Source organism: Sporosarcina sp. YIM B06819 (genome assembly GCF_033485175.1).
Classification (GTDB): Bacteria; Bacillota; Bacilli; order Bacillales_A; family Planococcaceae; genus Sporosarcina.
Genome location: NZ_JAWLIQ010000010.1, coordinates 99,317 through 125,320, shown reverse-complemented (window position 1 = coordinate 125,320; position 26,004 = coordinate 99,317). Strand labels below are relative to the sequence as shown.

The 26,004-nt window shown below is 41.1% G+C and carries 31 protein-coding genes; 12 read left to right on the top strand and 19 right to left on the bottom strand.

The window, feature by feature from the left end; all coding sequences use genetic code 11:
- Window positions 1-51: 51 nt before the first annotated feature.
- Window positions 52-333, bottom strand: a complete 282-nt coding sequence (locus R2B72_RS08420; protein WP_318616020.1) for a YlaN family protein — start codon at window positions 331-333, stop codon at window positions 52-54.
- Window positions 334-706: 373 nt separating this feature from the next.
- On the opposite strand from R2B72_RS08420, the gene R2B72_RS08415 reads away from it, so the two are divergent.
- Both R2B72_RS08415 and R2B72_RS08410 read left to right on the top strand, forming a co-directional pair.
- A complete protein-coding gene (locus R2B72_RS08415; protein WP_318616019.1) occupies window positions 707-1,207 on the top strand; it encodes a peptidyl-prolyl cis-trans isomerase in 501 nt (166 codons plus the stop codon).
- A 13-nt stretch (window positions 1,208-1,220) separates the two neighbouring features.
- On the top strand, window positions 1,221-1,424 hold the full coding sequence (locus tag R2B72_RS08410) for a YlaI family protein (protein ID WP_318616018.1): 204 nt from the start codon (window positions 1,221-1,223) through the stop codon (window positions 1,422-1,424).
- A 42-nt stretch (window positions 1,425-1,466) separates the two neighbouring features.
- Here R2B72_RS08410 and R2B72_RS08405 read toward each other — a convergent pair whose 3' ends face one another.
- Window positions 1,467-1,802 carry a YlaH-like family protein gene (locus R2B72_RS08405; protein WP_318616017.1) on the bottom strand — a complete coding sequence of 112 codons (336 nt, stop codon included), beginning with the start codon at window positions 1,800-1,802 and terminating at the stop codon, window positions 1,467-1,469.
- Between the two features lie 27 nt (window positions 1,803-1,829).
- Entirely contained in the window at window positions 1,830-3,665 is a 1,836-nt protein-coding gene (typA, locus tag R2B72_RS08400) for a translational GTPase TypA (protein ID WP_318616016.1), read from the bottom strand.
- Between the two features lie 98 nt (window positions 3,666-3,763).
- On the opposite strand from typA, the gene R2B72_RS08395 reads away from it, so the two are divergent.
- Window positions 3,764-3,949 (top strand): YlaF family protein, encoded by a 186-nt coding sequence (locus tag R2B72_RS08395; protein ID WP_318616015.1) that lies wholly within the window; start codon window positions 3,764-3,766, stop codon window positions 3,947-3,949.
- Window positions 3,950-4,000: 51 nt separating this feature from the next.
- Here the strand turns inward: R2B72_RS08395 and R2B72_RS08390 are convergent, their stop codons facing one another.
- On the bottom strand, window positions 4,001-4,795 hold the full coding sequence (locus R2B72_RS08390; RefSeq protein WP_318616014.1) for an inositol monophosphatase family protein: 795 nt from the start codon (window positions 4,793-4,795) through the stop codon (window positions 4,001-4,003).
- A gap of 121 nt (window positions 4,796-4,916) precedes the next feature.
- On the bottom strand, window positions 4,917-5,114 hold the full coding sequence (locus R2B72_RS08385; RefSeq protein ID WP_318616013.1) for a hypothetical protein: 198 nt from the start codon (window positions 5,112-5,114) through the stop codon (window positions 4,917-4,919).
- Window positions 5,115-5,542: 428 nt separating this feature from the next.
- Between R2B72_RS08385 and R2B72_RS08380 the strand changes: the two genes are divergently transcribed.
- Window positions 5,543-6,172, top strand: coding sequence for a DUF1054 domain-containing protein (locus R2B72_RS08380; protein ID WP_318616012.1), 630 nt, complete (start codon window positions 5,543-5,545; stop codon window positions 6,170-6,172).
- Between the two features lie 36 nt (window positions 6,173-6,208).
- Here the strand turns inward: R2B72_RS08380 and R2B72_RS08375 are convergent, their stop codons facing one another.
- The 7 genes from R2B72_RS08375 to R2B72_RS08345 form a co-directional block, all read right to left on the bottom strand.
- Window positions 6,209-6,487 carry a UPF0223 family protein gene (locus R2B72_RS08375; RefSeq protein ID WP_318616011.1) on the bottom strand — a complete coding sequence of 93 codons (279 nt, stop codon included), beginning with the start codon at window positions 6,485-6,487 and terminating at the stop codon, window positions 6,209-6,211.
- A gap of 15 nt (window positions 6,488-6,502) precedes the next feature.
- Window positions 6,503-7,468, bottom strand: coding sequence for a nitronate monooxygenase family protein (locus R2B72_RS08370; RefSeq protein ID WP_318616010.1), 966 nt, complete (start codon window positions 7,466-7,468; stop codon window positions 6,503-6,505).
- A 109-nt stretch (window positions 7,469-7,577) separates the two neighbouring features.
- Entirely contained in the window at window positions 7,578-8,990 is a 1,413-nt protein-coding gene (gene lpdA, locus R2B72_RS08365) for a dihydrolipoyl dehydrogenase (RefSeq protein WP_318616009.1), read from the bottom strand.
- Window positions 8,991-8,994: 4 nt separating this feature from the next.
- Window positions 8,995-10,311 (bottom strand): dihydrolipoamide acetyltransferase family protein, encoded by a 1,317-nt coding sequence (locus R2B72_RS08360; RefSeq protein ID WP_318616008.1) that lies wholly within the window; start codon window positions 10,309-10,311, stop codon window positions 8,995-8,997.
- 158 nt (window positions 10,312-10,469) lie between these two features.
- On the bottom strand, window positions 10,470-11,447 hold the full coding sequence (locus R2B72_RS08355) for an alpha-ketoacid dehydrogenase subunit beta (RefSeq protein ID WP_318616007.1): 978 nt from the start codon (window positions 11,445-11,447) through the stop codon (window positions 10,470-10,472).
- A gap of 3 nt (window positions 11,448-11,450) precedes the next feature.
- Window positions 11,451-12,566: a pyruvate dehydrogenase (acetyl-transferring) E1 component subunit alpha gene (pdhA, locus tag R2B72_RS08350; RefSeq protein WP_318616006.1), complete on the bottom strand. Its 1,116-nt coding sequence runs from the start codon at window positions 12,564-12,566 to the stop codon at window positions 11,451-11,453.
- Between the two features lie 268 nt (window positions 12,567-12,834).
- Window positions 12,835-13,467, bottom strand: a complete 633-nt coding sequence (locus tag R2B72_RS08345; RefSeq protein WP_318616063.1) for a YkyA family protein — start codon at window positions 13,465-13,467, stop codon at window positions 12,835-12,837.
- A 135-nt stretch (window positions 13,468-13,602) separates the two neighbouring features.
- Here R2B72_RS08345 and def point away from each other — a divergent pair, with 135 nt between their 5' ends.
- From def to rnjA, 3 genes are all read left to right on the top strand, one after another.
- Window positions 13,603-14,160 (top strand): peptide deformylase, encoded by a 558-nt coding sequence (gene def / locus R2B72_RS08340; protein ID WP_318616004.1) that lies wholly within the window; start codon window positions 13,603-13,605, stop codon window positions 14,158-14,160.
- A 237-nt stretch (window positions 14,161-14,397) separates the two neighbouring features.
- Entirely contained in the window at window positions 14,398-14,607 is a 210-nt protein-coding gene (locus tag R2B72_RS08335) for a DNA-directed RNA polymerase subunit epsilon (protein ID WP_318616003.1), read from the top strand.
- A gap of 2 nt (window positions 14,608-14,609) precedes the next feature.
- The gene (gene rnjA / locus R2B72_RS08330; RefSeq protein WP_318616002.1) at window positions 14,610-16,277 is read left to right on the top strand and encodes a ribonuclease J1; all 1,668 of its coding nucleotides are present in this window, start codon (window positions 14,610-14,612) and stop codon (window positions 16,275-16,277) included.
- A gap of 44 nt (window positions 16,278-16,321) precedes the next feature.
- On the opposite strand, the gene R2B72_RS08325 is transcribed toward rnjA, so the two are convergent.
- From R2B72_RS08325 to R2B72_RS08295, 7 genes are all read right to left on the bottom strand, one after another.
- Window positions 16,322-16,981, bottom strand: a complete 660-nt coding sequence (locus R2B72_RS08325) for a TrkA family potassium uptake protein (RefSeq protein WP_318616001.1) — start codon at window positions 16,979-16,981, stop codon at window positions 16,322-16,324.
- Between the two features lie 134 nt (window positions 16,982-17,115).
- Window positions 17,116-17,571, bottom strand: coding sequence for a TlpA family protein disulfide reductase (locus R2B72_RS08320; RefSeq protein WP_318616000.1), 456 nt, complete (start codon window positions 17,569-17,571; stop codon window positions 17,116-17,118).
- Window positions 17,572-17,643: 72 nt separating this feature from the next.
- Complete coding sequence (locus R2B72_RS08315; RefSeq protein WP_318615999.1) at window positions 17,644-18,186, bottom strand: peroxiredoxin; 543 nt, start codon at window positions 18,184-18,186, stop codon at window positions 17,644-17,646.
- A gap of 577 nt (window positions 18,187-18,763) precedes the next feature.
- Window positions 18,764-19,333: a GNAT family protein gene (locus tag R2B72_RS08310; protein ID WP_318615997.1), complete on the bottom strand. Its 570-nt coding sequence runs from the start codon at window positions 19,331-19,333 to the stop codon at window positions 18,764-18,766.
- Window positions 19,334-19,429: 96 nt separating this feature from the next.
- A complete protein-coding gene (locus tag R2B72_RS08305) occupies window positions 19,430-19,912 on the bottom strand; it encodes a hypothetical protein (RefSeq protein WP_318615996.1) in 483 nt (160 codons plus the stop codon).
- Between the two features lie 10 nt (window positions 19,913-19,922).
- A complete protein-coding gene (locus tag R2B72_RS08300; RefSeq protein ID WP_318615995.1) occupies window positions 19,923-20,720 on the bottom strand; it encodes a helix-turn-helix domain-containing protein in 798 nt (265 codons plus the stop codon).
- Window positions 20,721-21,037: 317 nt separating this feature from the next.
- A complete protein-coding gene (locus tag R2B72_RS08295) occupies window positions 21,038-21,361 on the bottom strand; it encodes a hypothetical protein (protein ID WP_318615993.1) in 324 nt (107 codons plus the stop codon).
- A 249-nt stretch (window positions 21,362-21,610) separates the two neighbouring features.
- On the opposite strand from R2B72_RS08295, the gene R2B72_RS08290 reads away from it, so the two are divergent.
- From R2B72_RS08290 to R2B72_RS08270, 5 genes are read left to right on the top strand one after another with little or no spacing between them, the layout of a single operon-like run.
- Window positions 21,611-22,153, top strand: coding sequence for an XRE family transcriptional regulator (locus R2B72_RS08290; protein ID WP_318615991.1), 543 nt, complete (start codon window positions 21,611-21,613; stop codon window positions 22,151-22,153).
- Window positions 22,154-22,167: 14 nt separating this feature from the next.
- Entirely contained in the window at window positions 22,168-23,271 is a 1,104-nt protein-coding gene (locus R2B72_RS08285; RefSeq protein WP_318615990.1) for an ABC transporter ATP-binding protein, read from the top strand.
- On the top strand, window positions 23,261-24,085 hold the full coding sequence (locus R2B72_RS08280; RefSeq protein ID WP_318615989.1) for an ABC transporter permease: 825 nt from the start codon (window positions 23,261-23,263) through the stop codon (window positions 24,083-24,085). The genes R2B72_RS08285 and R2B72_RS08280 overlap by 11 nt, the downstream gene beginning before the upstream one ends.
- Complete coding sequence (locus R2B72_RS08275) at window positions 24,069-24,869, top strand: ABC transporter permease (protein ID WP_318615988.1); 801 nt, start codon at window positions 24,069-24,071, stop codon at window positions 24,867-24,869. Before R2B72_RS08280 ends, R2B72_RS08275 begins: the two co-directional genes overlap by 17 nt.
- A complete protein-coding gene (locus R2B72_RS08270) occupies window positions 24,866-25,939 on the top strand; it encodes an ABC transporter substrate-binding protein (RefSeq protein ID WP_318615987.1) in 1,074 nt (357 codons plus the stop codon). The genes R2B72_RS08275 and R2B72_RS08270 overlap by 4 nt, the downstream gene beginning before the upstream one ends.
- The last annotated feature ends 65 nt before the right edge of the window (window positions 25,940-26,004 follow it).

Here is a 26,004-nt window from a genome sequence, read left to right as displayed (position 1 = left end):
ATTATCATTAAACAAAAAACTCAAACCTTTTTGTCAGTTTGAGTTTTTGGCTTATTTTCTCGTATATAGTTCGTGCAAGATTGTCATTTCCTTCTCTAGTAAAGAAAGGATTTCATTCCCGCCCTGACGATCAATCAGACCCAATTTTACAGCAAAATCAATTTCACGGGCTAAGCCATACATTTGTGTATCCAACACTTCTTCGTAAAGCGGGCATTGCGGCATAGTCAAGTGGTCCATTTGCACTTTTATCAGCTGTGCAATCTTATCAGCATCGGCTTGAAGTTGCTTCAATGCCTTTTCTTGATAAGTTTCTTGTAAGTCTATTTCCATGAGGACTCCCCCATCAACCTTTTATTTCTTAATGGTTATTATGAATAAATTGTATCTTTTGGAACGATAAAATGCAAGTGTTTCCCCTTTATTGTTACACATCAAGTGGGAAATCCTTTTCCAATGGACTGTAAAGCGTTATACTAAAGGGAAAAGATTGTTTATCTGAATGCAGATAAAGTGGAAGGCATGCTAAGTACGCCACGTCCTGTGGCAACAAGGAAGGATGCAGTTCAATCCTTCCCCACTACATGACCGACTTCCTGTCGGCCTGCGGATGTCATGGATTTTGAAAGTATTACTAGAGTTCGCTCGATTCAAAATCCGGATGCAATTACGCCAGAGCGCAATTGAATATTAGGAGGATATGAACTTGGAAGCAATAATTCCGATTAAAGGTAATGTGAGGTATTCTATAACACTCGATCCAGGCGTTTGGATTTTTGATGATCGTCGGATTGACTTGAAAACGTTTTTTACTGAAAGTCATGTTGAAAAAGATGACCTCGAAGAATATAAAAAAGAAATGGGCAAGCACTGGTCTCGCGAAATTATGGAGGGTGCTACTTTCCCCCCTACCTTGAAAACTGAAAAAAAATTCGAAAAAACAAAAGTGTTAACGGGCACTTATGGCATTCTCTTCAGTCATTTTTTAAAAATTGCCGAGCCCGCTGCCGATGCTACTACGATTTCTTTTGAAATCAAAGATGGCTCGGTACATTCATTCCCAATCGAACAAGCAGAACAATTCATTTTCAAATTTAGCGAGGATGGCAAGCCACTCATCAATGATGGCCTCGTGCACGTACTGTTAAAAGATGGTTCAAATACCGACGCGCCGATTCGTGATATTATCGCGATTAGAATCGACTAAAGGAGGACTTCCAATGCGTGTTAAATGTGTCATTTGCGATGAAGTTGGACAACTCCCAGACGATGCGCCTCTTGCAAAAACACTGAGAAACCGTCCCATTCATACGTATATGTGCGAACAATGTAATAATCGAATTACGGATAAAACAATCGCCCGGATTGCGACTGGAAGCTTTGTTTTCCGACGCAGTTCGCACCCTATTGAAAAGAATTTCTAAATCATACCAAGGCGTAATCGATAAAAAAGAAGACTCAATCGCCTAAGCGACTGAGTCTTCTTTTTTATGTTCATTCATTCTGCGAACTCGGTAGATAATCAAAATAAGACCCGCCACGATAAGTCCTTCCACGATTGGAAGGAATAATGCAAGAAACGTCAACACTAAACAACCAATGAACAAAAATATATAGATCATTATATTTTTTAATAGCGGTAGTTTCTTAGCGAATCCAAGTTTATAAACAATTGCCGACATGATGAAGACGAGGGCTAAAAGCACGTAACCAGCTGCCTTGTCAGATGGCATCACTTCATAAATAAACCTTGCAATACCCGACATCCGCCCCATTACGAGTTCAGTTTCCCCAACACTCATTCAACACAGTCCTTTCTATACACTTCTTTAATTACTTTTCTTCTTCTGAACACGCTCACGCTCGTTTTTATCAAGAATCTTCTTACGAAGTCGGATTGAAACGGGTGTGATTTCGCAATACTCATCATCATCCAAGTATTGTAATGCTTCTTCAAGTGACATAATACGCGGTTTTTTCACCGTAACAGTTTGATCTTTCGTAGCCGAACGGACGTTTGTCGCTTGTTTAGCTTTTGTTAAGTTGATTGTCAAATCGTTTTCGCGTGTATTTTCACCCACGACCATTCCTGCATAGATATCAGTTCCAGCAGCAACGAACATCGTACCACGGTCTTCTAGCTGCATGATACTGTACGGCGTAGCTGTTCCGTTCTCCATAGAGACAAGAACACCATTTCTACGTCCTCCAACTTTTCCTTTTGTCATCGGTTGGTAAGAATCGAATGTGTGATTCAAAATTCCGTACCCTCTAGTCAATGTCAAGAATTCAGTTGAATAACCAATCAATCCACGGGCAGGTACATTGAAAGTAAGACGAACTTGTCCGTTTCCGTTGTTAACCATGTCGATCATTTCACCTTTACGCTCACCCATCGATTCGATGATTGAACCCGTATGCTCTTCTGGAATATCGATTTGCACACGTTCAACTGGTTCTGAACGAATACCGTCGATCTCTTTTACGATAACAGATGGTTTCGAAACTTGTAGCTCGAATCCTTCACGGCGCATATTTTCAATCAGAATAGACAAGTGAAGCTCACCGCGTCCTGAAACTGTCCACGCATCTGGTGAATCAGTTGGATCTACACGAAGAGATACATCTGTTTGTAATTGTGCTTCAAGGCGTTCTTCAATTTTTCTTGATGTTACCCATTTACCTTCTTTTCCTGCAAATGGACTGTTGTTGACTAGGAATGTCATTTGGAGCGTTGGCTCGTCAATAAATAGTTCAGGCAGGGCCTCTGGATGATCTACCGGACAAATCGTTTCACCAACGTCGATATTTTCCATACCAGATACCGCGATCAAATCGCCTGCTTTGGCTTCTTCAATATCTATTCGTTTCAAACCAAGGAACCCAGACATTTTTGTTACACGGAAGTTTTTCACTGAACCATCACGTTTCAATACAGAAACTTGTTGACCCACTTTCATCGTACCGCGGAAAATGCGTCCAATACCAATACGTCCAACATAGTCACTGTAGTCTAAAAGCGATACTTGGAATTGTAATGGTTCTTCACTATTGTCAATTGGCGCTGGGATATGCTCGATGATTGCATCATACAGCACACGTAGCGTATCTTCTTGTGAAGCTGGGTTTGGATCTAAGCTTGCTGTTCCGTTGAAACCAGATGCATAAACAACCGGGAAGTCCAGTTGCTCATCATTAGCATCAAGCTCAATAAATAACTCAAGCACTTCATCTACAACTTCTTCTGGACGTGCGAATTCGCGGTCGATTTTGTTAACAACGACGATTGGCTTAATGTTTTCTTCAAGCGCTTTTTTAAGAACAAAACGCGTTTGTGGCATACAGCCTTCATATGAATCGACAACAAGAATAACGCCGTCAACCATTTTTAGAATCCGTTCCACTTCACCGCCGAAGTCAGCGTGACCTGGTGTATCCAAAATATTAATTTTTGTATCTTTGTATTCAATTGCTGTATTTTTGGCAAGGATTGTAATCCCACGTTCGCGTTCAATTTCATTTGAGTCCATGGCACGGTCATCTACTTGTTCGTTTGAACGGAAGATACCCGATTGCTTCAAAAGTTGGTCGACCAATGTCGTTTTTCCGTGATCGACGTGGGCGATAATTGCTATGTTACGTAAATCATTGCGTGTTTTAGTCATGATTTCACTCCATTATTCTTTTTTCGGCTGATTAACTGTGTTATCATAACACATGATGACACAATAGAAAAACATTTTATACGGATAGAGGGATTTTTTTGAAGAACATCAAATGGATTTTCGTCTTTTATTCCATCGCCGCAATCGCTTCCATGTGTTCAATCGGTATCGCAGTTGCTATGCGTAGCATACCCTTCGCACTACTTGCTATCCTTGCACTAATCATGATTATGGGCAATGGATTTAAAACAAAAAAAAGAATGCGCGAGCAAGGCGTTCTCTAATTTGTATTTGAAAAAGGACTCTCCAGTTTCTCGACTTGGATGGTTCTTTTTCTATACCTTCAGCTGAATATAGTTGGTAAGGATATCATGATGCAGTCCTGGTCTTGCGACGATGAAGGGTTCTTGCCCAAGTAAGTGGGGTGCTTGCCCTGCCATATTGGTTGTAACTGCGCCAACCTCCTGTGCAATTACCATGCCCCCTGCAATATCCCAAGGCGATAAGCGCATCGATATATAAGCATCAATTCGACCTGCTGAAACATAAGCCAGTTCAATCGCTGCCGACCCATACGATCTTGTTCCCCTACATCGTTGGACAAGCTCAATGATTTTTTCATTTTCAACATGACGATTAGGAGCTACCCAACTTGCGCTAATGCCAATGATAGCTTGCTCAAGAGGCGTTATTTCTAGCTGTGGCAGCCGCTCATCATTCAAATAAGCCCCCTCTCCTTTTGCCGCACTATACAAGTCATCCCTCATGACATCGTATATGTAGCCCAGCATACCGATTCCATCTGTATATATACCAAGGGAAATCGCGAAGTTGCGTTTTTGATGTACAAAATTCATCGTCCCATCAATTGGATCTAGCATCCAAATAACGCCCTCCAACGATTGAATGTCGTCACCAAACCCTTCTTCCCCTAAAATTTTATGGTCTGGAAAATCACTCTTAATCCTACTGATGAAAAATTGTTCTACCTCTCGATCAATATTTGTAACAAGATCATTGACATCGGCTTTTGAATCAATTTCAATATGTTTGGCAAAAGAAATGCGTATTTTATGACCCGCTTCCTTAATCAACGATTTAGCATAACGATCAATTTGTCCCCAGTTCATGGTACCATCTCTCCCCATTATCAGTTTCTTTTATATCTAGTATAACGAAAAAGACATCCCATTACACATTCTTCGTTTCTGAAGGATGTGATAGGATGCCTTTCTGGTCAACCAATGACAATTATAAAAAGCCATTTAGGATTTCCAACTCATGATGAAGCTCCATGAGTCTATGCTTACTTTTCATTTTCTGTTTAGCATCATTTTGTTCTAGAGCATCAAATAACGTTGCCAGCTCATAATCCAGTTCAAGGTTAAGTAGCTTGACATATTCTTTCTCTATATCCGCTTTTCGAATGACGTGGACGACTTGTTTCATAATCAACACCCCTTTTTCTGAATATAGTCCAAATTTTCCGTTAGTTATAATTACAATATGCCGCAGTTTGGTTTTGCAATAGTTATAAGCCTTGTTATATAAGATTGTTCCCCGTTTTCTGTTAAGATAAACGTGAATATGCAACTTGAATCGGCAGGGAGTTTTTAACTCCACGTCGATTCAAGTTAAGCCTCCGGCGGATGTCAGGGATTTTGAAAGGAGCCAGAGATGGCTGTATTAGTGCGCGACGCCAAATAATGTGCCTTAATTTCTGTAAAAAGAACAGAAATTAAGGCACATCGAACCATTTGCAGTTCGATTCGCAACAAGGAAGGATGTAGTTCAATCCTTCCCCCGCGCTGACCTCATGCACAATTCAAAATCCCTACGCAATTACGCCGGGGCGTAATTGATTTGGGGGAATGACAATGAGCAACCATTTTTGGGTAAAAGATGATTTTGATGTATTTTCAATCGACGGGCTGGAGAAAAGAATGGAAGCCCTTCAAAATAAAATCCAACCAAAGTTTACAACGCTTGGCAGACATTTTGCAGATCGCCTTTCTGCATATGGAACAGATGAATTTTTCTCGCATGTTGCGAAACACGCAAGGAGAACGGTTAATCCACCAAGAGACAGTTGGGTAGCATTTGCACCTGCAAAACGTGGATACAAAGCATTGCCACATTTTCAAATCGGTTTATGGGGCACGCATCTTTTCATTATTTTGGCTGTCATTTATGAAAATCCCGACAAAAAAGGGATTGCAGAACGTCTTGGTGACCAACTAGACGTCCTTACTTCATTGCCAGCAAACTATATTGTATCCGGTGATCATATGAGGCCTGACGCTATCAGCATTGATGTAACAGGTTCAGAGGGCGTACTAGCACTACTGGACCGATTGCAAACCGTCAAAAAAGCGGAGTTCCTCGTCGGATGTCATCTATCGCGCGAAGATGCGTCAAGCATGTCGACAGATGAATTTATGGGATTTGCGGAAGAAACTTTCGATCACCTTCTTCCTGTTTACGATGTTGTGATCGGGAGAAAATAGGGAGGCATCCAGTGCCAAAAATAAAAGGAGTGCAGCTTAACGCCGCGCTCCTCTTATCATATCGCCATTCGCAGCATCTTTAGCTGCTTTCACGACACGGTAACTAACATAGCCACTCACCTCTTCAAACTCCTTATCAAGCGTTTTTTCTTCCGCCATAGAAGGGACTACTTTTTTAAATCCACGATAAGCATCCATCAGCTGTTCTTTCAAAATACCTGATTCATAAGCTTTTTCTACTGCCTCATAAAACGCCACAACTGTAATCATTTCCGCAGTTGACCACTCATGCCTAATCGGATAATTATAATCCATTTATATTTCCACCTTTCATCTTCCGAAATTCCAGCTAGACCGAATCATCTTCGCTTCTTTTACCATCCGTTCAAATAATTGTGCCACAGACGGAACATCATCAATCAATCCCGTCACTTGCCCCGCCCATCCAAAACCATTCTCGACATCCCCTTCATGAATAAAACGCCGATTCGCTTCCCCACTAATAAAATCTTTCAACGCGTCGTAATTAACTTGTTGCGCTTCCATTTCAAGAATCTTTCCTGTCCAATTACCTGTCAATGCACGTGCAGGAGCGCCAAGCGTCCGCTTGATGACTGTCGTATCCACCTCACTACTAGCTAGCAACGCATCCTTATAGGCTTGAGAAGCATGTACACACTCCTTAGTCGCGATGAAGCGCGTGCCCATCTCAATACCCTCCGCGCCCAGTGCATGCGCAGCCATCCAACCGCGGCCATCTCCAATTCCTCCTGAAGCAATAACCGGAATTGAAACAGTATCGACCACTTGCGGCACAAGTACCATCGTACCGATATCATCACGCCCTAGATGCCCGCCACCTTCCTGTCCAACGACCATGACAGCATCCGCACCTAACTCTTCCGCTTTCTGCGCTTGCCGCTTTGCAGCAACGAGTACAAGTGTCTGTACGTCGGTATTTGCAAGCTGATCAAAAAACGGCGCAGGATTACCGCCTGTCACAGACATCACTTTAACACCTTCTTCAAGTGCAGCCTCCACCATATGCGCGTATGGACGGCCTTGCTGCCCAATTGCAAAATTCACACCAAACGGCTTATTAGTCATTGCCTGCACTTTACGAATTTCAGCCCGTAATGCATCTGGCGAGTCCAAACTCATCGCCGTAATCTGCCCAAGTCCACCCGCCTCTGATACAGCAGTAGCTAGTTCCGCATACGCTAAGTAAGCGAGCCCCCCTTGAATGATGGGATACTGAATACCAAGCAGCTCCGTCACTCTCGTTTGCCATTCCATGTATCAAACACCCCCATAATAACCATTATACCCACTAAAGTAGCCAAATCCATTACAAAAAACCGCCCACAAGGCAATCTTGCTACCCTGTAGACGGTCTAAAAATAACTTATTTCACAAGCATATGAACAGGTCTGCCCAATGCGACTTCTGCCGCTTCCATTGAGATTTCTCCCAATGTTGGGTGTGCGTGAATTGTCATTGCGACATCTTCAAGTGTCATACCTGCTTCAATTGCAAGGCCAAGCTCAGAAATCATATCTGAAGCATTTTCCCCAACAATTTGTGCACCAAGAAGTAGTCCATCTTCTTTACGTGATACAAGCTTAACGAAGCCTTCAGTTGCATCAAGCGCAAGTGCACGACCATTCGCTGCAAACGGGAATTTTCCTGCTACAACTTCATATCCTTCGTCTTTTGCCTGTTGCTCATTCAAGCCTACAGTTGCCAATTCAGGATCCGTGAAGCATACAGCTGGAATTGCCAAATAATCTACTTGTGATTTTTCACCAGAGATTGCCTCAGCAGCAACTTTTGCCTCATAAGAAGCTTTGTGCGCTAATTGTGGTCCTGGTACGATATCACCGATTGCATAGATGTTTGGAATATTTGTACGGCATTGATTATCCACTTCGATAATACCACGGTCATGGAATTTAATACCCATTTCTTCAAGACCGATTTCATCCGTATTTGGACGACGACCTACTGTTACTAGTACATAGTCAGCTTCGACTTTCTTCTCTTCTCCGCCAACCTCGTAAGTAACTGTTACACCTGTTTCTGTCTCTTCAACGCCTTTTGCTGAAGCTTTAACAACGATGTTTACACCTTTGTTTTTCAAGCCTTTTTTAACAATTTGCGTCATTTGTTTTTCAAAGCCTGCAAGAATATCATTGCCACCTTCGATAATCGTTACTTCAGAACCAAGGTTAGCATAGGAAGATCCAAGCTCAGTTCCGATATAACCACCGCCGATAACGACAAGTTTACCCGGTACCTCCTGCAAGTTTAAAGCACCTGTTGAGTTAATAACACGTTTTGTATATTTAAACGTTGGAATTTCAACTGGACGTGCACCTGTTGCGATAATTGCATTTTTAAATTTGTATGTTTGTGCTGCATCTTCAGTAATAACACGAACTGTATTACTATCTACGAAATATGCTTCACCATAAACTGTATCAACTTTGTTGCCTTTTAGAAGTCCTTCGACTCCGCCAGTCAACTTTTTAACAACGCTATCTTTGAAAGCCTGAGCTTTTGTGAAGTCAAGTTTCACGTCAGATACTGTGATTCCCATTGAATCGGAACCTTTTGCACTGACATAACGGTGTCCAACAGAAATCAATGCTTTTGAAGGGATACACCCAACGTTCAAGCACACGCCACCAATTGTTTCTTTTTCAACGATTGTTACTTTTTGACCCAATTGCGCAGCGCGAATTGCAGCGACATAGCCTCCAGGGCCCGATCCTACGACAAGTGTGTCAACTTCGATTGGAAAATCTCCTACTACCATTTGTTTACGCCTCCATTAATAATAATTCTGGATTGCTAAGCAATTTCTTCAGATGATTCAACGCTTGTTGACCTGTTGCACCATCAATCACTCGGTGATCAAACACCAATGACAATGCTAACATAGGTGCCGCTACAATTTCACCATTTTTTACGACAGGTTTTTCTGCAATGCGACCGATACCCAAAATTGCTACCTCAGGATGGTTGATAATTGGCGTAAACCATTGGCCTCCTGCAGAGCCGATATTCGTAATAGAGCATGATGCGCCTTTCATTTCCGTAGCTGACAATTTACCGTCACGCGCTTTCACTGCAAGGCTATTAATTTCGTCGGAAATCGCAAAGATTGATTTACGGTCTGCGTGCTTAACAACAGGAACGAGAAGTCCACGGTCTGTATCTGCCGCAATTCCGATATTGTAATAATGTTTTTGAATAATTTCCTGCGTTGCATCATCTAGCGACGTGTTCAACGCTGGGAATTCACGTAATGTAGAGACTAGAGCTTTCACAACATATGGTAAATATGTCAGCTTGATATCTCTTTCAGCCGCAATGTCCTTAAACTTTTTGCGGTGTGCAACAAGTTCTGTCACATCCACTTCGTCAATTAACGTAACGTGTGGCGCAGTTTGTTTTGAATGGACCATTGCTTTAGCAATCGCTTTTCTAATTCCTGACATCTTTTCACGCGTTTCTGGGAAATCGCCTTCAAGATAGACCGGAGCTGGAGCCGCTGTTGCTTGTGTAGCATTGTCTGTTTGCTCGATTTCATCAGCAACAACTGGTGCTTCAACTTGTGCTTGTCCACCGTTTTGGAATGCTAGAATATCTGCCTTGACAATACGATTGTTTTTACCCGTTCCTGCAACCAGGCGAATATCAACATTTTGCTCACGTGCAAATTTACGTACAGATGGCATTGCAACGATACGACGATTCGGATCAACATCTACTTGTACTGGAGCAGTTGCTGAAGGAGCTACCGCCTCTTGTTTTACAGCTGGTTGAGCTACTTCGACTGGTGCCTGAACAGCTGCTTCTGGTTCAGCCTGCGGTTCGCCGCCAACGTTTTCATAACCTGGCGCGTCAATTGTAATCAACAAATCTCCTACGATTGAAACGGTTCCTTCAGTAACGAAAATTTCTGTAACAGTACCTGTTACTGGTGATGGTATTTCTACCACTGACTTATCGTTTTGGATTTCAAGAAGTGTATCGTCTTCATTGATTTTATCGCCTTTAGCAACAAACCACTTCACAATTTCACCTTCATGGATTCCTTCTCCGATATCTGGTAAACGGAATTCAAATGCCACGTGATTCACCCTTTCTTTCTATGCTTGCAAGTAATCAATTACGCCTTGGCGTAATTGCGTCCAGACTTTTTTCGAGCAAGCTCGAAAAGCTTCCCTAAAAAGTCTGTGACATCCTCCGGAGGATCTAATAAGGAAGAATTGAACTTCATTCTTCCTTATTAGAATGTCAATACCTTTTTCGCTGTTTCGACAATATCTTTTACGCCTGGAAGCCATGCGTTCTCACCTTGGGCAAACGGATAGATTGTATCCGGTGCTGCGACACGCAGTACAGGTGCTTCAAGGCTAAGAATTGCGCGTTCAGTAATTTCAGCAACAACGTTCGCCGCGATTCCAGCTTGTTTCTGTGCTTCTTGGACAACGATTGCACGATTTGTTTTTTCAACAGATGCAATAATTGTTTCAATATCAAGCGGTTGGATTGTACGTAAGTCAACTACTTCAACAGAGTGACCTTCTTTTTCAAGCTCTTCAGCCGCTTTTAAGCTTTCATGAACCATTGCACCATATGTGAAGATAGATAAATCTGTTCCTTCACGCTTCACATCTGCTTTGCCCAATGGAATTGTATACGATTCTTCTGGTACTTCCTGTCGGAATGAACGATAAAGCTTCATATGCTCAAGGAAGACAACCGGATTTTCATCGCGAATCGCAGAGATAAGAAGTCCTTTTGCATCGTATGGAGTAGAAGGGATAACTACTTTAATCCCAGGCTGAGAAGCGACAAGCCCTTCAAGACTGTCAGCGTGCATCTCAGGTGTTGCAACGCCTCCACCAAACGGCGAACGAATCGTAACAGGTGCATTGAAACGACCAGCACTACGGAATTGCATACGTGCCAATTGACCACTCACCGAGTCAATCACTTCGTAGATAAAACCAAAGAACTGAACTTCCATGACTGGACGGAAACCTGTAAATGAAAGCCCGATTGCTAGTCCACCAATACCAGACTCTGCAAGTGGCGTATCGAATACTCGGTCTACACCGAATTCTTTTTGTAAGCCTTCTGTTGCACGGAACACTCCGCCGTTATTTCCAACGTCTTCACCGAAGACGAGAACGTTTTCATCATTTTTTAGCTCCGAACGCATCGCGTCAGTTATCGCTTGAATCATCGTCATTTGTGCCATCGGTTACTTCGACTCCTTTTCCGTATAGATCGCAAGCTGCTCTTGTAAGTTAAATGGTAGCTCACCTTTGTACATAATGTTAATGAAATCACTTACTTTTTGCTTAGGTGCTGCATCAGCTTCTTTGATCGCTTCTTTAATTTCTTCTTTCGCACGTTCAATCACTGCGTTTTCTTTCTCTTCATTCCAAATACCTTTTGTTTCAAGATATGTACGGAAGCGAATAAGTGGATCACGTTTTTCCCACTCATTGTCCGTATCAGATGTACGGTAACGCGTCGGGTCGTCTCCTGCCATTGTATGTGGTCCGTAACGGTAACACATTGTTTCAATAAGCGTTGGTCCTTCACCATTGATAGCACGTTCGCGCGCATCGCGTGTAACCGCATACACAGCTAGTGGATCCATACCGTCAACAAGGATGCTTGGAATACCTGCCGCAATCCCTTTTTGAGCAAGTGTTTTCGCTGCTGTTTGCAATTCGCGTGGTGTCGAAATCGCATATTGGTTATTTTGGATAATGAAGATTGCAGGTGAACGGTATGCTCCAGCAAAGTTAATACCTTCATAGAAGTCACCTTGTGATGTTCCACCATCGCCTGTATACGTCATCGCAACTGCTTTTGTACCACGTTTTTGGAAGCCAAGTGCAATACCTGCTGCTTGAATATATTGTGCACCGATAATAATCTGTGGCGGGAATACATTAACGCCTTCTGGAATCGCTCCACCTTCGTAATGTCCACGAGACCATAGGAATGCTTTCGCTAACGGTAGACCATGGAATAGCATTTGAGGTACATCACGGTATCCTGGAAGGATAAAGTCCTCTGTTTCAAGCGCAAAGTGAGAAGCAAGTTGGGAAGCTTCCTGTCCTGCTGTCGGTGCGTAGAAACCTAAACGTCCTTGGCGGTTCAATGAAATTGAACGTTGATCCAAAATTCGTGTATATACCATGCGCGTCATCAATTCGACTAGTTGGTCGTCAGATAAATTCGGATTTGCGTCCTCATTGACGATTTTGCCTTCTTCATTCAAAATCTGGAACATTTCAAACTTATCTTCAATCGCGTGAAGTGTCTCCACCGGATCGAACTGCTTGTCTTTTTTTGCAGCCATTTCGGCAACTCTCCTTATAACTGTATTATGAATCAATGCTGTATCTATTAGTACAACCTTTACCCCTCTTAGTATACTGAATCAAAACACAATGGTCAAACATAGGAATCACATGTCCCATAGTCTACTTTCGATATCGGAATTGATAGTAAGTATAAACCTGTATTAGCACAATATCCTATCTGTGTTATAATAGAATAATAATTAATTCAGCTTTCTAAACAAACAAAAAGGATTGAAAAGACAAGCCTTTCACCCCTTTCAGCTACTACTTTTCTTTCTGAAATTTAGCAAAAACATCATCTTTCTGTACATTAACTTCTTCTGTTAATTCATTAAACGAAGTGACAGCAGATTGGACAATCTCGTTTTGCGCATTCACATCATTGACTTGGTCCTTCAACTCAACCAATTGTATTTTTTCAACTCGTAGCATTTCGTACAATTCTTTTTGCAAGGCCGCAAGTTTTTTATACGCAGTGATAAATTCAGCGTGTTGCACATAACGCTCATTCACTTTATTTTTTAATCCCTCAACGCCTGCCTTTACTGGTTCTTCGGCTTTTTCAATAATTGCATCCAAATCACGCGCAAATGCCTTCGCCTTTACCATAGAAACTTCCTCTTGTTCAAGTTTTCCAAGACGTTTATCTAGCAGCGCCTCTAGTTCTGCCACTTTAGTTGTTAGTTCCTCTTGCTGTTGTTGCGTCAATTTCATTGTTTCATTGAATAATTGTTGTTCCAGATTCTCCAGATCCGTCAATTCCGACTGCGCTTCACGGTAATTTTTTTCCGCACTATTCATCGCTGTCATAGCATCTGCTAATTGTTGTTCAATAGATGACCCCAGTGTACAGCCAGCAAGCACCAACGACACCAATACTATGAATCCCATTATCATTTTCTTCACATTGATTCACTCCGATTTCCATAACTTTTCGAATTTCCATATTCAAATTTGTGTTGAATTCCTTTCACCCATTTTCCTATTCGATTATACTAATAGAATAAGTATAACCGAAAGGAAGTTAGTACGATGATTTTAATGGAACATATCGTTCGCGAAGGACACCCTACTCTTCGCCAACGTGCGGAGGAAGTTCAATTCCCTTTATCAGAAGCTGACCGTAAGTTAGGTGAGGATTTGATTAATTATGTTATAAACAGCCAAAACGCTGATATTTGTGAACAATATGGCCTGCGCCCTGGCATCGGCTTAGCTGCTCCCCAAGTGAATGCATCGAAAAGAATGTTTGCACTACATATTTTAGATGAAGATCGCGAGCCACTGAGTATTATCGCCATCAACCCTAAAATTGTCAGCCATTCTGTCGAAAAGACTTACCTCACTGCTGGTGAAGGTTGCCTGTCTGTGGATCGCGATGTCGAAGGTTATGTCCCTCGCTATGCCAGAATCACCATTAAAGCGTTCAATCCAGAAGGTAAGGAATTCAAAAAACGTTTAAAAGGACTCGCTGCTATTGCCTTCCAGCATGAACTCGATCATTTGAATGGCGTCATGTTCTATGATCATATCGACAAAGAGTCACCTTTCAAAGAAATTCCTAATGCAACTCCCTTTGAACGCGAATAAAAAGTCTTGACAGAAGGTTCAGATAATTATATAATTAAACTGAGGAAGTGATATAGCCATGTACAAGCGCCTAAAACGTAAACTGTTGAAGCGGCTGAATGGCATTCTCGGTAAAAAAACAATTGCCTGATATCTTAGCTCACCAATGTTAATTGGTGAGCTTTTCTTTATTTTAAGGAAGTGTCATGCTACTATAAAGAGAATCAGTTCAATCGAACGTAAAAAGGAGAGCAAACGATGATTTATAAAGTTTATTACCAAGAAAACATGCTACAAGTACCTGTCCGCGAAAATACAAAAAGCATGTACATCGAAGCGGACTCGGAAAGGTCTGTCCGCAGGAAGTTAAAAGACCGTAACTACAGTATTGAATTTGTCCAACTTCTTGAAGGTGCACATCTTGAACACGAACAGGCTGCACCGTATTTCGAGCTAGAGCAGGTTTAATAATGAAAGCCATTAAAAATAATGAAACAGCCGTTTTCGCTCTAGGCGGACTAGGGGAAATCGGTAAAAACACATATGGTGTGCAATTCCAAGATGAAATTATCCTAATCGATGCTGGGATTAAATTCCCAGACGACGAGTTACTCGGAATCGATTACGTTATTCCTGACTACACGTATCTTGAACGCAATGTAGACAAGATCAAAGGACTATTCATCACACATGGTCACGAAGATCATATCGGGGGCATTCCCTACCTACTTAGAAAAATTAATGTCCCTGTTTACGGCGGCAAACTTGCACTTGGTCTATTGCGCAATAAATTGGAAGAACACGGCCTATTACGGACGACAAAAATGATTCCAATTGACGAAGATGATGTCATTAAATTCCGCAAGACTTCCGTATCGTTTTTCCGAACAACACATAGTATTCCAGATGCATTCGGTGTCGTCGTTAAGACTCCTTCTGGTAATATCGTTCACACAGGTGACTTCAAATTTGACTTTACACCTGTTGGCGAACCGGCTAACTTAACGAAAATGGCTAAAATCGGTAGCGAAGGTGTTTTGTGTTTACTATCAGACAGTACGAATGCCGAAGTGCCAAACTTCACCATGTCCGAAAGAAAAGTTGGCGACAGTCTGAATGATATTTTCAGAAAAGTAGACGGACGCATCATTTTTGCAACATTCGCTTCCAATATTCACAGATTGCAGCAAGTGATTGAAGCTGCCCAGCTATTCGGTCGAAAAATTGCTGTATTTGGTCGCAGTATGGACAATGCCATTACAATTGGACGTGAACTCGGCTATATCATTGCGCCAAAAGAACTGTTTGTCGATACACAATCATTGAACAGACTACCGGCTAATGAAGTGATGATTCTTTGTACCGGAAGTCAGGGTGAACCAATGGCAGCACTTTCACGTATTGCTAACGGAACACACCGACAAGTTCAAATTCATCCTGGGGATACGGTTATTTTCTCGTCATCTCCAATCCCAGGCAATACACTAAGTGTCAATAAGGCGATTAATGCATTATTCCGTGCTGGCGCTGACGTGATACATGGTTCATTAAGCAATATTCACACTTCCGGTCACGGATCGCAGGAAGAACAAAAACTTATGCTTAGACTCATTAAGCCTAAATTCTTTATGCCGATTCACGGTGAATACCGGATGTTAAAAATGCATACCAATCTTGCTGTTGACTGTGATGTCCCTCGTGAAAATACGTTCATTATGGGCAATGGTGATGTTCTAGCTTTAACGCAAGACTCAGCACGTCTGGCAGGTCGTATCCCTTCTGGAGACGTTTACATTGACGGCAGTGGAATCGGAGATATCGGCAACGTCGTCCTCCGTGACCGCAAAATCTTGTCAGAAGATGGTCTTGTTATTGTCGTAGCAACAGTCGACACGAAACGAAACCGTGTTGTCTCAGGACCCGATATCATTTCTAGAGGCTTTGTCTATATGCGTGAATCTGGCACAATGATTCACGAGGCGCAGCAAATGCTGTCTAAGCAAATGCAACGCAAGCTTACAAACTCCCCTGCTGATATCGCTGCACTGAAAAGTGAAATTATCGATGTCCTCGGACCTTATTTATTTGATAAAACTAAGCGTAAGCCTATGGTACTTCCTGTTATTATGGAAGTATGACAAAAATCCCGCCATACACATTTTCATGTGTATGGCGGGATTTTTTAATGAAGCGCTTTTTTCTCAAACTTGTGAATATCCGCATCCGATCCGATAACAATTAAAATATCTTCGCGTTGAACTTTTTCAATTGCATTAGGAGACACCAAAATATGCTTACCGCGCTTAATCGCGACAATATTGACACCATACTTTGCACGAATATTAAGTTCAATTAACGTAGCGCCTGCCAATTTATCATTGGCCTTTATTTCTGCAATGGAATACTCATCCGATAATTCAAGATAATCGAGTATATTGTTCGACACCATGTTATTAGCAATCCGAATACCCATATCTCGCTCCGGATGTACAACTTGGTCAGCTCCAATTTTGCGCAATACTTTTTCATGGTAATCATTTTGCGCTTTTACCGTGATTTTCTCTACACCGATTTCCTTCAACATTAGCGTCGTTAAAATACTTGCTTGGATATTTTCACCAATCGCTAATACAACATGCTTAAAATTACGAATCCCTAACGACCTAAGAACCGATTCATCTGTTGTATCGGCTACCACTGCTTGCGTGGCGATTTGGGCATATTCTTCCACTTTTTCAGGTGAAATATCAATCGCCATGACATCTGCATCAAGTTCGATTAATTCCCTGACGATACTTCCTCCAAAACGGCCCAGCCCGATGACTACAAATTCCTTTTTCACAAAGCACCTCCCTATCCGCTTTCTGGATGCGATTAGTGTATCACACTGCGTCAATCCTCTCAAATGCTCAATACATTCCATATTGAAAAGAACAAAACCCAATCACGCATGGCTATGCGCAATCGGGTAGAAAATTAGTCTTCTTTTTTCATTTCATCTAAAACACGGTTGACGCGCTTTTCAAGCATTTTCATGCCCCCGCCACCTGCTTGGAAGTGACGAAGCTGACCGTCTTTATCAAATACATAGTAGGCAGGCACATATTGGTTATCGAATTTGTCCGTTAATATGGCATCACTATCGACAAAAATCGGTTGTGTAATATCATGCTCAACTGCTACTGCTGTAATTTGGTCCATATCTAAGTCATCCTCTGAACGTGGCATATGGACAGCGATAACGTTTAAGTCTTCTTTAAAACGGTCTCTGAATTCATTGACTTCCGGCATTGCTTCTTTGCAAAGATGGCAGCTAACTGACCAAAAATGGATCAGTGTCGGTTTTTCTCCTACAAGCTGCGCTTTTGTTTGTTCGCCGTTCAACCATGCTGTTGCACCCTCGAGTTCGGGCATTTGTTCACGTAATTTCATCGTTATTGTCCTCCTTCAATTTCATAAAAACCCCACTGCTTATAATATGCGTGGGGTGTCAATCAGTAAATGTTATAGTGTCTTCTGACCTGGTCTCCAGTTAGCTGGGCAAAGTCCGCCAGTTTGAAGTGCTTGAAGTACACGTAATGTTTCATCTACATCACGGCCGATATTGTTGTGGAATACAGTTTGATATTGTAGTTCGCCTTCAGGATTGATGATAAATAGACCGCGCAATGCAATCCCTTCTTCTTCAATCAACACACCGTAATCACGTGAAACTTGGTGATTCGTATCTGCTGCAAGTGGGTATTTTAGTTGCTCAAGTCCATTATCTTTACGAGCTGTATTGATCCATGCAAGATGCGTGTGAATTGTATCCGTAGACACCCCGATAATTTCCGTATCTAGGTCTTCAAATTCATCGTAACGATCTGACATTGCTGTAATTTCTGTTGGGCATACAAATGTGAAGTCCATTGGATAAAAGAACAATACTGTCCATTTATCGTTTTTCATGTTTTCTGCAAGACTTACTTTACCAAAAGATTTATCTGCGAGTACTGCCTCCATTGTAAAATCTGGAGCTTGTTTTCCTACCATACGTTCAGCCATTATGTAATCCCTCCAAAATTTCTTTGTGCTAGAACATCAGTCCTACACCAATCCTTTGTTAGGATATCAAATAGCCTGTTCAAATTCAAACAGAGCGACTTGGAAAAAGTAAGGTTACATCAATTCTTGTCGGATTAACGACAAAAACAATTACTATTTTGATGAATCTGTCGATTAATCATTTATTCGCATAAAATATAGATAAGCAAAGGCTTGAACACCTTTATTTTCACCGGACTATTTCCGGTTCGCTTTCGGCTAATAGTCACGACATGATTACTGTGGTACAAGTGTGGCTAGAAATGACTTTGTCATTCCTAGCCACACCTTTTTCGGTCATCTCTTTGCGAAACAATTACCTGTCGCGTACCTACAATGTTCAAGTGAAAAATGCAGTTGTTTGGGAAGAAGAGAATAGATGACTTTCTATTGGGATTGTAAGTGCCCGAAAATACAACTTCGGGCACTTTAGCACTTTGCACAATGTGGTCCTTCCTTACTTTTTAGCAAACCCTATAAAAAAGTAACACTTCCTAAAATAAAAAAAGAAAATCATTATTGAAGAAAAACGCCCTGTTCAAGAACTTTTTATTAAATCTTTCCTTTTCAGCCAATTTTCTTTCGTCAAATTCATATTGATAGAATCTATCCATTCACCTTCAAATTCAAGTTCATTTTCATCAATACTATCGATAACAAAGCCGACCTTTTCATAAACATGCTTAGCCCTTGGATTAAAATCAAAAACACTTAAGGTAAGTTGGTTAAGTTTAGTGTTTTTAAATACATAATCAATAATGAGTTGAGTTGCTTCAGTTCCTAACCCACGATTTCTTCCCCTTGGTCCAATAAGTATTCTAAAATTCATGCTATTATTTTTTTCATCATATAAATTGACTACTACCTCTCCCACTAAGACATTTTGGGATTTGTCAACAATAGCAAGATCCAATCGATCGGTTTGTTCATTTCTTGTATTATACCAATGCAGAATTGATTCCTTATCAAAATCAGAAGTACTCCCTGTCAGTTTTATTACCTCAGAATCCTTTAAGCATTCCTCTATATAAGGAAAATCTTCATCTATAAATGGTCTGAGAACTATTTTCTCCCCCTCAATTAGGGGTTTATGACCTAAATCTATCATTACACTCACACTCCATTATTTTCATTTAACCTTTTTCCCGTATTGTTAGTTATCTTCTTAAATTAATATGTCTTTTTATTATGATGAATGTACGAATTAATTACTTCTCTTCTTTTTCTTCTTCATATAAATAATCAGAAAAATCACTGTAGAAAACAGGATAAGCGTTGTAATTAGATCAGAAAGGGGTATACTGGTTCCAAAGTCGCCTTGGAATAGATTGTTCTTTAAAAGTTCAGGTTCAGATCCAGGTTTACTTAATCCATACTTCTCTGCCAAATCAGCTATTTCTTTTTCTGTAAGTTCCTCTATAAGTTCATCTCTCATATCACGCTGTCCTCCAATCTTATTTAGAAACATTGGTATTATTCTTAATGGCGTCGATAGATCAATAGACCAAGCACTACAATAAGCCCGCCAATACCTATGTTTATCCAGTAAGTTTTTTGGATTAATTAGTCTTTTCCCACGGAATCTATTCACGCTAAAAATTAACAAAGTTTGCAGAACAAGTATAACATTATCATTTCCTAAAATATGCATTTTTATCTTTAATCTTGCTGATCGCTCTGTTTGCATCACGATATCTTCAATACAAAAACCCTTCCAACGACACATCATATTCCTTGAAAATATCCTCAAACAACGCTTTATCAATCAATTTACGCAATACGCCATCAAAATAACCAGCGATATTACGAATGTCTTTGCGCTTTGTTGCTTGAACAGCAATATGAAGTGCTTGCATGGCCAACTGTTCAAATAAATCTCCTTGTCGCTCATGAATGCTGAATTTCATCATGCGTAATGACTGTATGCGGTAAATACCAAACATTTGACGAGCTAAAGAACTGTCACCAATCGTCGTTGATAATAGATCTTTTATTCTCCCAAACAACGTAGTAGGTGCAGGAGTCAGCTCCGTAGGATACGTATCTGTAAGAGTATGGGTCTTAATGTTTTTAGATTTAATAGAAAAAGATTCAGAATCTGGAACAACGTCGTCAGCCTCACTGTCACAAGGCTTGTCCACTGTTGCCGGCATGGTCAAAGTCGACTGGTCAACGAAGGGTAAAATAGTATATATGTTAGCACCAAGACCGTTCATAACCGGGCGAATGTAATGGATCCGCTCGATAATTCCTAGACTTTCTAGTTTACGAATCGCACGGCGAACGGTGACGTTAGATTTGCCGATTTTATCTGCCATCGTGTCATGCTTTAGGTGAGCAGCGCCGTATTTCACGGAGTAACGGCGAATCATGTCCAACACAGCACGATCTGTTGGATTCATCTCGTTCCAATGCTCGATGACATGGCGGCGTGTTGCCTCGTCCATATCTTGTGTGTTTGCGAAATGTGCGAAGTCTCTTAAGTAAGTTGTCATGGTGGTCATTCCCCTTTTATTCTTTATATAGAGGGGAATGAGGAAATCGAATACACCTTAAAAAAAATTTTAAAAAAAGAAAAATCCTTCTATGAAAGCAAGGATTTCATCCAATAGATAGTAAAATAAAAAAATGTAGGGATGCGGCAAAGTCGCATCCCTACATAATAAAGCGTATCACAGTAATCGTATAGAAGTCGCTCAATTCATAGCGCTCCAAACTCACGGAACACTTAGGCATTTAATTAAGTTAATTACTCGTTATTTTTCAGTTAATCACCAGGCATATACTTAGATATATCTATTAAATTTGATTATTAGTCACAAAGAGACGGTTTTGCTGGTCTTGCTAGACAATACTCACAGTTTGGGTCGCTACAAGATATTTCCCGCCATTCGTCACATGCTGGACAATAAACGGAGTCATGTTCGTCATTATAAGCTAGTGGATCGAGGCACACCTTACAGTGATTGGGTAGTTCAAATAATTCACGAATTTTTCCGTTTTTCATAAGAAATATTCCTTCAATTGCTTTCTTACCTGCCCTCGGATCATCCATGTATCCCCAGTTAAATCCAAGGTCCTTCATCGTCCATTTTCGTTCATCTGGATCCAAATAAAATACTTTCTTTTTTCCCAATCGTAGCCCCCCTTGCTTGCTATATTATACCACGAAATATGCGAAATTCAACGTTGGATCCCCCCTGTTAAAACGCCTCCACTTAGCTTTTTTCCTCTATTTTAAGTCCCTCAAGTTCCTTAATTTATTTTCCCAAACAAATAAGTCTTGATTTCCAGAAGGGATTTTGTATAATGAATAGGATTTCAGTAAACTTAAAGTATATTATAAGTAAACTTTAGCCATCAATAATCCCAAGGAGGGGAACCCATGGAGATAGGTAGTAAAATAAAAAGCCTGCGTTTAAAGAAAGGGCTGACCCAGGAAGAACTTGGCGAACGGACCGATTTGACGAAAGGGCATATTTCGCAATTGGAACGTGATCTTAACTCTCCGTCAATTGAAACCCTTTTTGCCTTGTTAGAAGTTCTCGGCACAACGCCGAAGGAATTTTTTGATGAGCCGAAGAAAAATGTAACTGTTGTGTACTCAACGGATGACCAAACCATTTACTCAGATGATGAGCTCAAATACAGCATTCGTTGGCTCGTCCCACGCTCAAATGAAAATGACATGGAGCCTGTTCATATTACATTTCAACAACAAGGGGAATTCAAACGATTTGAGCCCTCCCTTGCTGAAACATTCATTTACGTACTAAAAGGTAAAGTAACCATTGAAATCGGCGACACGCAGTACAGTGCAGCAAAAGGCGATGCCGTCTATTACGACGCATCTGAGCACCATCGTTTGTCAAATGCACATACAGGCACGAGCGAACTATTACTCGTTGCTACTGAATCTTATTTATAAGGGGGATTATCTTAATGACTCAACCAATCATTCGCTTTGAAAATGTGACAAAAAGATATGATGAAGATACAACAGTACTAAATGGCGTCTCTTTCGAAATGGAACGTGGCAAGTTTTACACACTACTAGGTCCTTCTGGCTGTGGTAAAACAACAATCCTTCGACTGATTGCAGGCTTTACTGAGGCATCAGCGGGGGCTATTTTTTTCAATGGAAAAAAAATCAATGACGTTCCCGCGAATGAAAGACAGGTTAATACTGTGTTTCAGGATTACGCATTATTCCCCCATTTAAACGTTTTTGAAAACATTGCATTTGGTTTACGCATTAAAAAAGTAAAGCAAAGCGAAGTAGAACGTCGCGTGCATGAAGCGCTAAAATTCGTCAATCTTGATGGCTATGAAGCACGTGAAATTTCTGAAATGTCCGGTGGTCAGCGCCAACGTGTCGCTATTGCACGTGCCATCATTAATGATCCAGAAGTGATTTTACTTGATGAACCGCTGTCTGCACTTGATTTAAAATTACGTTCAGAAATGCAATATGAGCTACGTGAATTACAACAACGGCTCGGTAAAACATTTGTTTTCGTCACACATGACCAAGAAGAAGCACTCGCTATGTCCGATGAAATTTTCGTCATGGACGGTGGTAAGATCCAGCAATCTGGTACACCGCTTGATATTTACGATGAGCCCATTAATCGCTTCGTTGCCGATTTCATTGGTGAATCCAATATCGTGCCAGGCGTTATGATTGAAGACTATGTTGTTCAATTTACCGGTCGGACATTCGAATGTGTCGACCAAGGACTTAATCCTAACGAAAAAGTCGATATCGTCATTCGTCCAGAAGATTTGGAACTAACATCTGTCGATAAAGGCAAAATAAATGTAACGGTTGACACACAATTATTCCGTGGCGTTCACTACGAACTATCCACATATGATGCAGACGGAAATGAATGGCTTGTACATTCAACGAAAAAAGCGGAAGTTGGCGTAACAGTTGGACTTGATTTTGATCCAGAAGCGATTCACGTCATGCGCCTGAATGAAACGGAAGAGGAATTTGACGCTAGACTTGAGGCATACGGGGTAGCGGACTATGAACAATAAACCGCTACGCCCGTTATATACAGTTCCTTACGCTACCTGGATTATTCTATTCGTTATCGCGCCAATTGCCCTGATTGTCTATTACTCATTTCTTGACCTGACCGGCAATTTCACATTCGAAAACTATAAAAATTTTTTCACCTCCGTCTATTTGAAACTGACGCTTAGTTCATTCTGGTATGCATTTTTAATTACGTTTTTCTCGTTATTATTTGCCTACCCAACTGCTTATTTTTTAACAAAAACCAAGCATAAACATCTTTGGTTACTATTGATCATTATTCCATCTTGGATCAATCTACTGCTCAAAACGTATGCCTTCATCGGACTTTTCGGGCTATACGGTCCAATCAATGCGTTATTAGAAGTGATGGGCATTGGCGAGCAGCAAATTCTATTTACTGATTTCAGCTTTGTCTTTGTGTCTGTCTATATTTTCATTCCGTTTATGATTTTGCCGATTTTCAATGCGCTAGACAAATTAAACCCTGCCTTAATTGATGCTTCACGCGATCTCGGGGCTAATGCATGGACGACATTTAGACGGGTCGTTTGGCCTCTGACAATCAATGGCGTAAAATCAGGCATCCAAGTTGTTTTCATCCCTGCTTTGTCACTATTTATGATTACGCGATTAATTGCAGGAAACAAAGTCATTACACTTGGGACGGCTATTGAACAGCAGTTTCTTGTGACGCAAAACTGGGGAATGGGTTCGACGATTGCCGTATTCCTTATTTTATTCATGTTTATCATCATGTTAATTACGAATGGTAAAGAAAAGGGGGCGTCCAACAATGGAAAAACTAAATAAGCTCCCTAAAATTTATTTGACGGCCGTTTTCATCATTTTGTACGCACCGATTTTCTATTTAATCTTCTACTCGTTCAACTCGGGTGGCGGCATGTCGAATTTTGAATCGTTTACGCTGGAGCATTATGCGGCAGTATTTGAAGATACACGATTGCTTGTCATTTTGATTAACACCATTATTGTCGCATTGCTGTCAGCACTTATTTCGACTGCCATCGGCGTGCTCGGAGCTATCGCCATCCTATTCATGCGCAATAAGGCGATGCGTAACGCTGTCTTGTCGCTGAATAATATCTTGATCGTCAGTCCTGACGTAATTATAGGAGCGTCTTTCCTCATTTTATTCACTATGATTGGGGTTAAGCTCGGATTTGCTTCGGTGCTAATTTCACATATTGCCTTTAGCATTCCAATCGTTGTCATTATGGTATTGCCAAAGCTGCAAGAAATGAGTCCAACACTGATTGATGCAGCGTTAGATCTTGGGGCCACTAAACGGGATGTGTTAACGCGCGTCATTATTCCATTTATCAAACCTGGAATATTAGCTGGATTCTTCTTAGCATTAACGTACTCACTTGATGATTTTGCAGTGACATTTTTCGTCACAGGTAACGGCTTCTCAACGCTATCCGTGGAAATCTACTCGATGGCTCGCGCCGGTATTACATTGACGATTAACGCCTTGTCGGGACTCATTTTCCTCATTACAGTTGTGCTTGTCATTGGCTATTACATGATTAGCCGCAAAGCCAAATCACCACTTGCGGGGGTGCGAAAATGAAAGATATTTTACGCGGAGCAGCTATCATACTCATTGTTTCCGCCATCCTACTCTTCGTCAATGCTAAATTGAATGAAGGTGGAGGGAGCGCAGGTAAAAATTCGATTACCGTTTATAACTGGGGTGAATACATTGACCCTGATCTATTGAAACAATTTACGAAAGAAACAGGTATCAAAGTCATCTATGAAACGTTCGATTCGAATGAAGGCATGATGGGCAAGATTGAACAAGGTGGGACTGCGTACGATATAACGATGCCTTCCGAGTACATGATTGAAATGATGAAGGAAAAAGACCTACTTCTTCCTATCGATTATAGTAAAGTTCCAAACGTTAAAAATATTGACCCGTACTTCCTTGACTTGCCATTCGATCCTAGCAACCAATACTCACTTCCTTATTTCTGGGGAACAGTTGGCATTGCCTATAATCCTACGTTACTAGAGGGACAGACATTTGAACGTTGGGATGATTTATGGGATCCTTCGCTCACACAAGATGTCATTCTCGTCGATAGCGCAAGGGAAACCATTGGGATGGGATTAAATTCACTTGGCTTTTCATTGAATTCCACTGATGTAGATCAATTGCGTCAAGCAACCGATAAATTGAAAGCGCTTAGTCCAAATGTCAAGGCAGTTATCGGGGATGAAGTCACTCCCCTAATGATCAATGGAGAAGCAGCTGTTTCTCTGACATGGTCTGGTCAAGCCGCGGATATGATGTATGAAAATGAAGATATCGATTATGTTGTACCTGAAGAAGGTTCCAATCTTTGGTTCGATAATATGGTCATTCCGCGCACATCGAAAAATATTGATGGCGCACATGCCTTCATTAACTTCATGCTAGATGCAGAAGTGGCTGCACAGAACGCTGATTATGTCGGCTACTCTACACCAAATCTTGCGGCACTCGATTTGATGGATCCTGAAGTAACGCAAGATGAGCGCTTCTATCCTAACGAGGAAACGCGCAGTCATTTAGAGGTTTATCGAAATCTTGGACTGGAAATGCTCGGGGTTTACAATGAATTATTTTTGGAGTTTAAGATGGATATGAAATAACGAAGAGCAGCTGACACCTTGGTGTTAGCGCTTTTTTTATTGGATTCAGCAAATATATTTGTACT